The sequence below is a fragment of the Gordonia jacobaea genome, assembly GCF_965344965.1.
Taxonomy (GTDB): Bacteria; Actinomycetota; Actinomycetes; order Mycobacteriales; family Mycobacteriaceae; genus Gordonia; species Gordonia jacobaea.
The window spans coordinates 273994-286915 of record NZ_CBDRLS010000004.1; the positions used below are offsets into that span (position 1 = coordinate 273994).

General features: G+C 65.7%; 12 protein-coding genes. 8 read left to right on the top strand and 4 right to left on the bottom strand.

The window, feature by feature from the left end; all coding sequences use genetic code 11:
- The first annotated feature begins 894 nt into the window (after window positions 1–894).
- The 6 genes from trhO to ACRVY7_RS15400 all read left to right on the top strand — a co-directional run bounded on the left by trhO (window position 895) and on the right by ACRVY7_RS15400 (window position 6475).
- Window positions 895–1758 (top strand): oxygen-dependent tRNA uridine(34) hydroxylase TrhO, encoded by an 864-nt coding sequence (trhO, locus tag ACRVY7_RS15375; RefSeq protein WP_431817674.1) that lies wholly within the window; start codon window positions 895–897, stop codon window positions 1756–1758.
- A complete protein-coding gene (locus ACRVY7_RS15380) occupies window positions 1755–2855 on the top strand; it encodes a CobW family GTP-binding protein (protein WP_431817675.1) in 1101 nt (366 codons plus the stop codon). Before trhO ends, ACRVY7_RS15380 begins: the two co-directional genes overlap by 4 nt.
- Before the next feature lie 201 nt (window positions 2856–3056).
- Window positions 3057–4109 (top strand): N-acetylmuramoyl-L-alanine amidase, encoded by a 1053-nt coding sequence (locus tag ACRVY7_RS15385; RefSeq protein WP_431817875.1) that lies wholly within the window; start codon window positions 3057–3059, stop codon window positions 4107–4109.
- A 74-nt stretch (window positions 4110–4183) separates the two neighbouring features.
- Entirely contained in the window at window positions 4184–5128 is a 945-nt protein-coding gene (locus ACRVY7_RS15390; protein ID WP_431817676.1) for an SDR family oxidoreductase, read from the top strand.
- A complete protein-coding gene (locus ACRVY7_RS15395) occupies window positions 5121–5897 on the top strand; it encodes a fructosamine kinase family protein (RefSeq protein WP_431817677.1) in 777 nt (258 codons plus the stop codon). Before ACRVY7_RS15390 ends, ACRVY7_RS15395 begins: the two co-directional genes overlap by 8 nt.
- On the top strand, window positions 5894–6475 hold the full coding sequence (locus ACRVY7_RS15400; RefSeq protein WP_431817678.1) for a nucleosidase: 582 nt from the start codon (window positions 5894–5896) through the stop codon (window positions 6473–6475). Before ACRVY7_RS15395 ends, ACRVY7_RS15400 begins: the two co-directional genes overlap by 4 nt.
- A 3-nt stretch (window positions 6476–6478) precedes the next feature.
- Here ACRVY7_RS15400 and ACRVY7_RS15405 read toward each other — a convergent pair whose 3' ends face one another.
- From ACRVY7_RS15405 to ACRVY7_RS15420, 4 genes are all read right to left on the bottom strand, one after another.
- Window positions 6479–7570 carry a DUF6542 domain-containing protein gene (locus ACRVY7_RS15405; RefSeq protein WP_431817679.1) on the bottom strand — a complete coding sequence of 364 codons (1092 nt, stop codon included), beginning with the start codon at window positions 7568–7570 and terminating at the stop codon, window positions 6479–6481.
- 34 nt (window positions 7571–7604) lie between these two features.
- Window positions 7605–8819, bottom strand: coding sequence for a DNA recombination protein RmuC (locus ACRVY7_RS15410; protein ID WP_431817680.1), 1215 nt, complete (start codon window positions 8817–8819; stop codon window positions 7605–7607).
- 79 nt (window positions 8820–8898) lie between these two features.
- Window positions 8899–9492 carry a methylated-DNA--[protein]-cysteine S-methyltransferase gene (locus ACRVY7_RS15415; RefSeq protein ID WP_431817681.1) on the bottom strand — a complete coding sequence of 198 codons (594 nt, stop codon included), beginning with the start codon at window positions 9490–9492 and terminating at the stop codon, window positions 8899–8901.
- Between the two features lie 59 nt (window positions 9493–9551).
- Entirely contained in the window at window positions 9552–11117 is a 1566-nt protein-coding gene (locus ACRVY7_RS15420) for an Ada metal-binding domain-containing protein (protein WP_431817682.1), read from the bottom strand.
- Between the two features lie 69 nt (window positions 11118–11186).
- Between ACRVY7_RS15420 and ACRVY7_RS15425 the strand changes: the two genes are divergently transcribed.
- Together ACRVY7_RS15425 and ACRVY7_RS15430 are read left to right on the top strand one after the other, a co-directional pair.
- The gene (locus tag ACRVY7_RS15425; RefSeq protein ID WP_431817683.1) at window positions 11187–11573 is read left to right on the top strand and encodes a hypothetical protein; all 387 of its coding nucleotides are present in this window, start codon (window positions 11187–11189) and stop codon (window positions 11571–11573) included.
- 57 nt (window positions 11574–11630) lie between these two features.
- Window positions 11631–12911 carry an AI-2E family transporter gene (locus ACRVY7_RS15430; protein WP_431817684.1) on the top strand — a complete coding sequence of 427 codons (1281 nt, stop codon included), beginning with the start codon at window positions 11631–11633 and terminating at the stop codon, window positions 12909–12911.
- Window positions 12912–12922 lie beyond the last annotated feature (11 nt).

A 12922-nucleotide genomic window follows, 5' to 3' on the forward strand; every position in this document is an offset into this window, starting at 1 on the left:
CCGACGCCGTGAGTATGAGTGGCCGCAAGGCTTCATGCGTCGAAATGCGGTTTGCGTCACTACTGAGCATTGCTGATCAAGCAATGCCTACTTCAATTCGTCGGAGACGCGGGGGTGTCGTTGTCGGGCTGCTCGGACTCGGTTGTCGTAGCTATCGGAGATTCGATCCCCGCGGAGTTCGAAAGCGATCCGGGAGCCTTGTCTGCGGCGTTGAGTGGAGCGAAACCCTTTGAGCTGAGCGAGAATCCGGATTGCGAGTCCGACTGCAGGCAGAAGATTCCAGGGGTATCGATCAGACACGAGAATCTGCCGACCGAAATGGTCGTTCCGTAGTCGACGATTGCACTGCGATACAAAACAGGGTGCTCATTCTCGCAGCCGCCCTGTTGGGCGCGCTCGGCCGTCAGGACGACGAGATCCTCAGCCCATACACAGGAACGGGGTGTGCGTGCCGGGCGTGGCGCCGATGACTGGCCGTCATTTGACCGGCATGTCAGAGCACGACGAGAAGCGTCGACGTTGATCTCCGTGGAGCAACTGACAGCTCTATCCGGGCTGGTGAAGTGAAACCCCGACGTCTCGATGACCGGACCACGTGGGGTCGTCGAACCTTGGTGATAACGCGAATTGTCGGCGCGTGGTGCGGTCGCTATCGCCCGGCCGATTGTCCCGGTTGGCAGAAACGTCGCAGTACGGCTTTGGGTGGCGATCGTGGTCGATGAGCTCGGGTAATCCGATTCTGTCAACAGGTTGTCAGTTGGCGGTAACACGATCGACGAGGGAGTGGTGCTGGTGTTCAGTCCGCACGAGGTGATCGCAACGGCGAGTAGCGCTGCAGCGGCGAATGCGGGAACCGCTAGAAAACGCGCGCGGCGCCGACCGTACCCTTGCACTGTGTCGACCCCCAAGATCGTGTTGTTCTATGTCTTCACGCCACTCCCGGATCCCGAAGCGATACGCCTGTGGCAGTTAGCCGTGTGCGAATCGCTTGATCTTCGCGGAAGAATCATCGTGTCCCCGCACGGTATCAATGCCACTGTCGGTGGCGAGCTGGACAGCGTCAAACGCTACGTCAGAAAATTGCGTGAATATCCTGCATTCCGGGATGTCGATATCAAATGGTCAGAAGGTGTCGGCGACGACTTCCCGAAGCTGGTCGTTCGGGTTCGGCCGGAAATCGTCACATTCGGTGCGCCCGATGAACTCGATGTCGACGAGAATGGCGTCATCGGGGGCGGCGAACGACTCGACCCCGATGGCGTCCACCGTCTGGTTGCCGAGCGAGGCGACGTCGTCTTCTTCGACGGACGCAATCAGATCGAGGCGCAGATCGGACGTTTCGCCGGTGCGGTCGTACCGGACGTGGAGACGACGCGTGACTTCGTTCCGCTCCTCGACAGTGGCGCTCTCGATCACCTCAAGGATCGTCCTGTCGTCACCTACTGCACGGGCGGTGTGCGCTGCGAAGTGCTCTCGATGCTGATGCGTAAGCGCGGCTTCTCGGAGGTGTATCAACTCGACGGCGGCATTGTCCGCTATGGCGAGCAGTACGGCGACAACGGACTCTGGGAGGGCTCGCTGTACGTCTTCGACAAGCGTATGACCGTCGACTTCTCCGACGACGCCGCTGTAGTCGGCAGGTGCCGCGAGTGTGGTAGGCCGACGAGCAACGTCGACAACTATCCGGATCGGCTGGGACGCGAGCTGGCAGTGGTCTGCCCCGACTGCTTCGACGGACTCGCCGACTCGCCCGCATGACTGCCGAGGCGGTGCCCGTCGTCGTGCTCGCAGGCTTTCTCGGTGCGGGCAAGACGACCGTGCTCAATCATCTCCTCCGTGCGGGAGGAGCCGGCCAGACCACCGATGGGGGAGTCGCGGACAGGGCGCGGCTCGGTGTCCTCGTCAACGACTTCGGCGCCATCAACATCGACGCACTCCTGGTGGCGGGTCAGGCCGACGGAGCAGTCACGCTGTCCAACGGCTGCATGTGCTGCTCGGTCGACCGAGAGGGACTCGACGCCGCGCTGGTAGAACTCGCGCGCCCGGAGGCCGGGCTCGACGCGATCGTGATCGAAGCGAGTGGCATCGCCGAACCCAAGGCGCTCGTGCGGCTCGTCGCAGGACTCGACGACCCCACAATGCGCTACGGCGGACTCGTGTACGTGGTGGACGCCGCCGGTTTTGTGGAGTTGCGTGAGCGGCACCCCGTAGTCGACTCACACATTGCCATCGCCGATCTGGTCGTCGTGAACAAACGTGACCTCGTCGACGCTGCGGCGCTCTCGGAGTTGGTGGCCGCGGTCCGTGAGGTGAATTCGTCCGCGCCCGTCGTCGCGGTGGCCGAAGGGCGGATCGATCCGGCGCTGCTGTTCGATCGACTTGCGCGCGAAGTCGAAGACGTCACGGAGCCACGCCAGCTCACGCTCGACGAGATGCTGATCCCCGACGCCGAACACGCCCACGCCGAACACCCTGAAGGGCACGAGGCGCACACGCACCTGCACGACGCCTACCAGTCGGTCGAACTCGACACCGCCGACGCCGTCGATCCGCGACGCCTCGCAGCGCTGCTGCACGAGCCTCCCGCCGGGTGCTATCGCATCAAGGGTGTGGTCCGATTCGATCTGCCGGGGTATCCCGAGCGTTACGTCGTCCACGGCGTCGGCGGCTTTGTCCGCATTACGCGCGACGGCTGGTCGGGGGAGGAGCCCCGAACCAGGATCGTCGCGATCGGATCAGGCATGGATCGTGTTGCCGCACGGGAGGCACTCGAGTCCATCCTGGCGACAGCCGAAACGGCCGACGACGAGTACGGCATTTTGCACATCACTCGTCACCTGCCCGACGCTCACTGATCGACTCTCCCTGAGGTAGGAGCGAGTCCCATCGATTGCAGGGACGTCACAGGTGCCTAACGAATCTCATCGTCCCAGGTCACCGATTTCCCCATTGCACACTCTGCTGCTTAGCTGTTAAAGATGTGACTGTTGTGACCAGTGTTGCGTGTGGAAGGAGTGAGGTTCGCCCGGCATGAGCCGAGCGTGCCCGAAACCGTGATGACCCAGAAACGACACCTGCGGACCCGTGTGTCTGCTGCTGCCGCTGCGCTCGCGTTTGCGGCTACCGCAACCGTCACCGTTACGACAGGGGCCGGAACCGCGATGGCTGCGCCGTCGGCGACCGGCACCTCCCTTGCCGGCAAAACAGTGTTCCTCGATCCAGGACATCAGGGTGGGTCCGCGGGCCACAGTCTGTCGGCCCAGGTGCCCGACGGCCGCGGCGGCAAGAAAGACTGCCAGACCACCGGCGCCACCGGCGTCAACGGGGCTGCTGAGCACACAGTGAACTGGCAGATCTCGCAGCTCGTCAAAGCCGGTCTGGAAAGCCAGGGTGCACGAGTGGTGTTGAGCAGGCCCGACGACACCGGGTGGGGCGGATGCGTCGACGAGCGCGCGGCCGCCGCGAGCCGATCGGGTGCCGCGGTCGCCGTCAGCCTGCACGCCGATTCGACGACGGCGGGCGCCGACGCTGCGAAAAAGGGCTTCCACATGATCGTTCCCACGCTTCCCCTTCCCGACGCGAAGGCGAACGCGGTGCAGGGCGGGCAGGGGCGCAAGGCGTCGAACATCATGCGCGACGCGTTCGTCAAGGCTGGTTTCCCGCCTGCGAACTACGCGGGTGTCGCCGACGGCATCCAGGCCCGGTCCGACATCGCCGCCGTGAACCTGACGACGGTGCCGGCCGTGTTCATCGAGATGGGTAACCTCTCGAACCCGACCGAAGCAGCATCTCTCGCCGGTCGTGACGGACAGTTGAAGTACGCGATGGCGATCACCAACGGAATCCTCAACTATGCGAGCCCGGGCGCCGCAGCGCCTTCGGCCGACACGCTCAACAAGCCGCCCGCGACCCCGCCGTCGGGTGCGCCGAGCTCCGATGGCGGACTTTCGCTGGTGATTCCGTTCGTTCAGCAGTTGTTGAAGTCGGGTGACCCGAAAGAGATCACCCAACTGCTGCTGTCCGAGGGGCCCGACGTGTCAGCGCAGGTGCTCAACGCGATGCTCGACGTGATCTACGGGTTGTTCGACGGCAAACTGCCCATCGGATAAGCATCGATACACCGCTTGGCTGATCGGTCGGTCCGCACTCGCGTCCGCTGAACCTGCGGCTACTGTTGGAAACCATGGGTATCCGTGATCTCGTCATGAAGACTCCGGTGCCGTCGTTGCGTGGTCGTAAGGTGCTGATCACCGGCGCGGCGAGCGGAATCGGCCGGGCGACGGCAGAAGCAGCAGCGGCTCAGGGCGCCGAACTGGTGCTGACCGATCTGCACGCCGAGCCACTCGACGAGGTAGTCGCGGAGATAACCGCTGCAGGCGGCGCGGTGCTCTTTCACCTCGCGGGCGATGTCTCCGACTACGAATGGGTGTCGGCGTTCGCGCGTCAGGTCGACGCCGAGGTCGGGGTGATGGACGTGGTGATGAACATCGCGGGTATCTCCGTGTGGGGCACCGTCGAGAATCTGCAGCACAAGCACTGGCGGTCAATGGTCGACGTCAACCTCATGGGGCCGATTCACATCATCGAATCCTTTGTGCCGCAGATGGTTCGACGCGGCCAGGGCGGGCACCTCGTGAACGTCTCGTCGGCGGCGGGGCTGCTCGCCCTTCCGTGGCACGCCGCGTACAGCGCGAGCAAATTCGGTATCCGTGGTGTCTCCGAGGTGTTGAGGTTCGATCTGCGCCGACACGGCATCGGTGTCTCGCTGGTGTGTCCAGGTGCCGTCGCGACCCCGTTGGTCGACACCGTGAGCATTGTCGGAGTCGACCGCGACGATCCGCGAGTTGCCAAGGCCATCGGCCACTTTCACCGCATCTCGGTCAGTCCGGAAACCGCTGCGGCCAAAATTCTCGCAGGGGTACGGAAGAACAAATTCATGGTCTACACGTCCTTCGATACGCGGTTCGGGTACTGGTGGGCGCGCAAGTTCGCGCTGCCGTACGAAATCGTCATGCGCATCGCCAACAACCAGTTCGACCACCTCGCGCGTGTTGCGGGCACGACACTCGAGACGCGGTCGGAAGAGGACGCGCGCAGTCGGGGACGACAGCGGACCGCGGGTGAATAACTCCTTCGTCAAAACCGTTGCGACGGGCGACGATCCAGATTTCTTCGCAGCCGAAGCGGCGTCGTTGCGGTGGCTGGCCGCAGGGGGAGCGCGGGTTGTCGACGTGATCTCGGTGTCCGCGAACAACATCGAACTCGAACGACTGACGACCACACGCCCGACCGTCGCGGCAGCCGAGGATCTCGGCCACATGCTTGCCCGCACCCACGATGCGGGCGCGGCCCAATTCGGTTCTCCACCAGATGGTTACGACGGCAGGCAATTCATCGGGAAGCTGCCCCTGCCCACCGTCGAGCTTGACCGCTGGGGCGAGTTCTATGCCTCTGCGCGCGTGCTGCCGTTCCTCGAAGCGGGAATCGCCGCAGGCAATGTCACGCAGCGTGACGCAGAGTCGACTCGACAAGCCTGCGATCTCATCGCCTCCGGAACGTTCGACGACGGTGCTCCACCGTCACGTCTGCACGGTGACCTATGGGGTGGAAACGTGGTGTGGACGCCCGACGGTGCAGTCCTCATTGATCCCGCTGGGCACGGCGGACACCGAGAGACCGACCTCGCGATGCTCGCGCTGTTCGGCTGCCCGCACCTCGACAGCGTCGTCGAATCGTATGAGCGGGCACATCCACTGACCGACGGCTGGCGACAACGAATTCCGCTACACCAGATGCATCCCCTCGCGGTGCATTCGGTTCGACACGGACCCGGATACGGTGTGGCGCTTGGCGATGCGGCCCGGGCGACACTGGCCCTTGCAGGAGGCGACCGATGAATTCGACGCCGCTTGACCCCGACTTCGATCCCTCGATTCTCATCGTCTCGGCCACCCACGCCGAGGCGAAGTACGTGCCGCCCGGTGCGCGGCTGCTCGTCACGGGGATCGGCAAGATGCGCGCGACCGCCGCATTGACCCGCGCACTGGCCGACCCATCGGCGCCGTCGACGAGGCTCGTCGTCAACATCGGTACAGCGGGAGCGCTGCACGATCATCACGCGGGGTTGTTTCTGCCGTCGGTGGTCGTCGAACACGACATCAGCGCGACGGAACTGCGTGCCATGGGATACCCGATCGTCGATCGGTGGGAGGTTCCGGACGGCGACGGTTCGGTACTCGCCTCGGGCGACACTTTTGTTGCCGACCCGCTACGTCGCGCGAGCCTGGCACAGCACGCAGACCTCGTCGACATGGAGGGCTGTGCCGCCGCATACGTCGCGGCCGCATTCGACGTCCGGTGCCAATTGGTCAAAGTGGTCAGCGATGGCGCCGACGAGCAGGCAATGGATTGGCCGTCGTTGGTCGACGACGCGGCGCGCCTACTCGGCGATTGGCTTGCCGACAGAGGGGCGTGAGGCTCAGCGCTGGTTGCGGGCGCGCGTGGTCTGGTAGACAGCGGAACCCGACGATCGCGTCGCGGGCTCATACCGATCGAGATCGGCGGCGGCGGTAGCACGGACGGGCTGACCGTCGAGTTGCTCGCCCGCAGCAGTGCGCTGTACCTGCCCGGCAGTCGCGCGCGAGCGAGGGTCCTGTGGCGGTGCGGGCCGCGGCGGACGAGTGCGCGCGGCGTCGTCGGTGGCCGGACGCTCGCGGCCGTCGCGGGCCTGGCGTTCACGCCCTGCGCCGCGCTCAGCCTGGTTTCGCTCACCCCTGCTGCGCTCGCCCGGCTCTCCGGAGGCTCGGCGGCGGGGACGTGGGTCGTCGCTCGACGGTGCCTGTGCGGGCGCTTTGCGTGGGCGTGGTGTCGCGTCGGACTCCGGTCGAGCAGCTTTCGCCCGACGCTGAGTGCTGTCCGATTGTTGTCCGTCGTCTGACTTCGGTGCGCCCCGCTGCGTCGAACGCGTGGCCTTGGGGTTGCCAGCCTTGGGGTTCCCAGCCTTCGAGTTCGCGGCCTTGGATTTCCCGGCTTGCGCGGTGCGCGGCGTCGAGTCCTTCGACGCCGAATTCTTGAACGTGTGCTCGGTGCCTGCCGGGCGTGCTCGACGTTTCGGTGCCGGCGAATCGGTGAGTGACTGGCCGCGCGTGATGTACCAACGGCCGACGCCGAGTGCCAGCGTCACGAGGAAGGTGAACAGGATCCACGGGAAGTCGTTGGCGATCGGCAGGAGGACCTTGAAGATCAGGCTCTTGAGACCCGACGCCTCGTCGGCGTTGAGGCCGTACAGAGTGACCACGCCCACTCCGAACGCGATCAGCGGCGGTTGCGCGACGGCGGTGAAGAGCGCCCGTCTGCGTACGGCGAGAACAGCGACGACGCAGCCGACGAGGTAGAAGAAATTGAAGACCGAACCCAGTGCGTCGCTCTGATTGGCGTCGATGATCGCGCCAACAGCGGTGAAGGCCGCGGCCACCAGAACGGCGCCCCACCAGGGGATACCCCTGACGTTGGGCAGTACCGACTGTTGGTCGACGGGCACCGCGGAGCGGCTTCGCTGCGGGAAAGGCACTCCTAGACGGTACCGGGTGATCCCCGGATTTCCCTTAACCAGTGCTCGATGTTGCGCGCGCGTCTGGTTCGTCGGGTATTGGGTCCGGGTTGTCGGACTGCGATACGGGCATTCCGGGAGTGGGGCGCACCCCGACGTCGACAGGGCTGGGCCGTTCCGGTTCGGAGGAGATTCCGAGAGATTCGAGCGACGCCAATTTGCGAGCCGTCACCCCGACGCGGCTGTCGACGGCGCCGAGCGTCGAGTTGAACGACTCAACCGCCCGACGCAGTGAGGCGCCTGTTCGGTCGAGGTGGCTCAGGACCGATCCGAGTCGATGATGAAGTTCGACGCCGAGCTCTCTGATCGTTGCGGCGTCGGCGGCGAGGGCGTCGTGGCGCCACCCGAGAGCGACTGTGCGCAGTAGCGCGATGAGGCTGGTCGGGGTCGTCACCACGACGTTGCGCGTGAAGCCGTACTCGATGAGCGCTGGGTCGGCGCGCACCGCGGCGTCGAGGATCGGGTCGCCGGGTACGAACAGCACGACCATCTCGGGGGTGTTCGCGAACGCCGTCCAGTACGTCTTCGAGGCCAACTGCGTGATGTGCGCCCTGACCGCCCGCGCGTGGTCGGCCAGGAGTGCCGCCTGTTTGTCCGGATCGCTGCAGTCCGCGACGGATAGGTACGCATGCAGCGGAACCTTCGCGTCGACGACGATGTCGCGGTTGCCCGCCAGGTGGATCACCATGTCCGGACGAACCTGGCCCGCCATGTCTGACTCGGCCGACACCTGCGTGCTGAAGTCGCAATGCTCGCTCATGCCTGCCAGCTCTACGACCCGTTCGAGCTGCAGTTCGCCCCACCGGCCCCTGACGTGCGGTGTGTGCAGGGCGTTGGCCAGCGCGCGGGTCTCGTTCGAGAGCTGCTGTGAGGCAATGTGCATGCCGCGCACCTGCTCGGCGAGACCCGAATACGCACCGATCCGGTTGTGCTCGACCCTGCGCAGTTCCTCCGACAACTGGCCCAACACCCCGCGCAGCGGCTCGACGATATGGGTGACCTGTGTGCCGATCGCCGTCGACTGTCTGCGTGCGGCGTCTTCGCTTGCCGCCGACAGCGATCGCGCTGCGAGCTCCTGAGAGCTGCGCAGCGCGTCGGCCTCGGTGCGTGCCGCCGATACCGCCGCGGCCGAGCGTGACGCGTTGGCCAGCCAACCCAGCACGGCACCGAGCAACAGACCCACGAAGAGAGCGACAGCGACGGACAACATGACAGTGATGGTGCCGTCCGGTACCGACAATTCTCCGTCGTCGCAGGTCAGGGGGCTCGAAGTTCAGGGGCCGTGGTGGTCAGAACGTCGGGGTCCCGCCGTCCTCATAGGTGAGCAGCCATTGCTTGAGCGGCTTGCCGTAGCGGAAACCCGCGACCGTGCCGTCCTGGCGAAGTACACGGTGGCACGGAACGAACAGTGTGGCCCCATTTCTCGCGCACGCGGTGGCGGTGGCGCGAATCGCCGTCGGGTGTCCAGCGGCCTCGGCGAGTTGGGCGAACGTCGTGGGACTGCCCGGCGCTACGGCGCGCAGCGACTCCCAGACCTTCTCCACGTAGGGGCCCGAACGCTGCCGGACCGCCACCGCGTCGATCGCGTCGAGTTGCCCCGCGTAATAGGCCTCGACCGCGTCGCTCACGGCGGTGAGTTCCTGCGACCACCGAGACGACGCCGGTCGCAACACGCGGTGGATCGACGGCAACAGTGACGCGGCGTCGTCGGTCCAACCCGACGCCAACACCGCGCCCGCGTCGTCGACGACAAAAGTGAAGGGACCCGTCGGCGTCGCGACGGTCGCGTGGGCCGCTGATGACTCGGCCGCTGGGGCGTCAACTGTTGACGGCTCTGTGGCTGTCGTGTCGGGGTCGGTGGGTACGGCGTCGAGTGTCGTCATGGTTGCCTCCTGGCGTGTGTCGGTGCAGTTAGGTGCGCGGACACGCCGACATCGGCAGGTCAGGCGACCGTGCCGAGCTGCTGCCCGAGCCGATGGCGCCACAGGTGCATTGATGCGTAGGAGCGCCACGGTGCCCATTCCTGAGTGGCGGTGAGGTCGATGCCTAGATCGTTCGCGGCATGCCGCACCACGAGGTCGTGGTGGAGCAGGGTGTCGGGGTCGCCGGTGACGACCATCGTCACGTAGTCGGCGGTCCACGCCCCGACCCCGCGCAGAGTCAGGAGACGAGCACGCAACTCAGACGCAGCGACCCCCTGGTGAAGTTCCACCGAATTTTCCGCGATCGCCGACGCTGCGGCGACGATGGCGTCGACGCGCGCACGCGGGCCGCGCAACACCGACCGACCTTGCTCGGCAATCGCCGTCGCAGTCGGGAACGCGCGTTCGGGACCGTCGGTCCACCCGGTGGTCTCACCGAGCGCCGAGACCAGCGCCCCGACGTGATGGCGTGCCGCGCGGACGCTGATCTGCTGGCCCATCATCGTGCGGATCAGAGCCTCTGCCGGGTCTGGTGACCCGGGCAACCGGATGCCGGGGCCTGCATCGATGAGGGGTGCGAGGCGCGGATCGCGTCGTAACACGTCTTCTGCTGCAGCGGCGTCGGCATCGAGGTCGAGGAGTCGACGCACACGCGACACCGCTGCGCCGAGGTCTCGGGTGTCGAGGTGTAAGAGATCGACTCGTAGATAGCCACCGTGTCGCTCGGGCCCCGATCCCGGTGAGATCCGAACCAGGGCATTCCCACGCGGGAGGGTGAGGACACGCGCGAACGTCCAGTCTCCCGCGGGATCACCGGTGAACTCTTCCATCGAGTCGACGGCGTGCGCGCCCAAGAGTGTTGCGGGCCAGGAGGCGTCGAAGGGGTCGCGGTAGGGCAGCCGCAACGAGATCACACCGCCCTCGGCATGAGCATCGGGATCGGTGGCGCCGCTACCGCGGAGTGCGCGCAATCGCGTCGGCGTGAGGCCAAAGATTTCGCGGATTGTGTCGTTGAACTGCCGCACGCTCGAGAACCCTGCGGCGAATGCGACGTCGGCCATCGGCATCGTCGTGCGCTGGATGAGTATGCGTGCATTGGTTGCACGGTGTGCGCGGGCCAGCGCGAGGGGGCCTGCGCCGAGTTCGTCGTTCAGCACTCGGGTGAGATGGCGAGGGGAGTAGCCGAGTGCCGCGGCAAGGCCGTCGACACCGTCTCGTTCCACCACGCCGTCGGTGATGAGTCGCATCGCTCGCGCACCGAGATCGGCGTTGGCATTCCATCTCGGTGAGCCGGGCACGGCGTCGGGTGCGCAGCGTCGGCACGCGCGGAAGCCGCGCGTCTGGGCTGCTGCGGCGGTCGGGACGAAGGAGACGTTGGCGGGTAGTGGTGTCCGGGCGGGACACGACGGGCGGCAGTAGATGCCGGTCGTGTGCACGGTGACGAAGAACTGGCCGTCGAATCGTCGATCTCGAGCCGACAACGCTCGGTAGAAGGTGTCGAAGTCGAGGTCAGGGGTCGTCGGCGAGGTGCTCACTCGTCCACTCTGACACGGCGCGATGGTCGGTTTCTGGCGGAAATCGGCCATCGCTACGACACCATCGGAATACCAGCAAAAACGTGACGTAGATTACATTTCGGTGGCACCATGATCGGCATGAGCACACACTTCGGCGGTTTTCGACATCGAGGTCGCAACCGTGAACTCCCGCTCGCGGAGTATCCCGAGTGGGGTTTGGACATACTGCGCGGACTGTACGGATCCGAGACGGTCGACAGCATTCTCGCCGAGCAACAGCTGTCCGAGCCGAGTGCAAGCGTCGACGACCTCGCCCACCTCGACGGCACGTCGTCGACCCGCATGGCCCGCGCGGACGGCGGCGTCGCTTCCGCTGGCGACGCTTCTGCGACGGCAAGCCCTCGACGTGGAACCGCGGACGACGACGCTCCGGTTCCGCCGGAGATCTTGACCCCCATGCTCGCCGAGATCGAGGCGATCAACGCGCTGCTGCGCTGGCTCAAGCGGACTTTCGCGCGCCACTGAACCGCGTGAGGGAGGGAGCCTTTCGCGTGAGGCGACGGCTCATGTGAGGATCATCGCGTGACCGCTTCGTCCGAGAACGTACCTGCGACACCTGAATCCACACCCGCTGAGGCGACGCCCGCCACGACCGCGACCGACTCCGGAGCGGCTGGCGAACGTACGCACCCGACCCGGATGTCGGTGATCCGGGAGGGCCTACGCGAGTCGGCGATCGTCGCACTGCAGGCCGTGCTCGTCGTGGCTGCCGTGTGGGTGTTGCTGTGGGTGGTCGGCAAGCTGTGGGTGATCCTTCTGCCGGTTCTCTTGGCGATCATCGTCTGCACGGTCCTGTGGCCGCCCGTCGCATGGATGCGTCGAAAAGGTGTCCCACCAGCGGCGGCCGCTCTGGTGATGATGTTGGTCGCGATCGGCATTGTCGCTGCCGTGATCGGCCTGATCGTTCCGTCGGTGGTTGCGCAGGCGCCCGAGCTGGCCAACCGCGCCACCGACGGTGTGCAGCGGCTCCAGCAATGGGCGCAGGGTCCGCCGCTCAACGTTCGAGACGAGCAGATCGACAACGCCGTTCACGCAATCGTCAGCAAACTGCAGTCGAGTTCGGCCACCATCGCCTCGGGCGTGTTCAGTGGGGTCGGGACGGCGACCTCGGTGCTCGTCACCCTATTCACCTTGATCGTCCTGGTGTTCTTCTTCCTGAAGGACGGACCCAAATTCACCCCGTGGATAGACCGCACCATCGGGAACCCGTCGGCAACACACATCAGCGAAGTGCTGCGTCGTATGTGGAGCACCCTCGGTGGCTTCATCCGCACGCAGGCCATCGTGAGCCTGGTCGACGCGACGTTCATCGGCATCGGCCTCTTCATCCTGCAGGTGCCGCTTGCCGGGGTGCTCGTGGTGATCACCTTCATGGGTGGCTTCATCCCCATCGTCGGCGCGTTCGTGGCGGGCGCCCTTGCAGTGTTGATCGCGCTCGTGTCGAACGGCCTGACCACCGCGCTGATCGTTCTCGCGATCATCATCGCCGTGCAGCAACTCGAGGGGAACGTGCTGCAGCCGTGGTTGCAGGCCAAGTCGATGAACCTGCACGCCGTCATCGTGCTGCTCGCGGTCACCCTCGGCGGTTCGATCTTCGGCATCACCGGTGCGTTCCTCGCGGTGCCTGCCGCTGCGACATTCACCGTCGTCTCGCGGTACCTCAACGAACGAATAGCCGAGCGGGCCGGGGAGGCCTTGCCGCCACAGGGCGCCCCGGTGACCGAGAATGTCGGGGTGCCCGACGACAAGGAGCCACCCGACGCCGGTGGTGGCGACGCAAACGACGCCGACGCGTCACCGTAGACTGGACACCC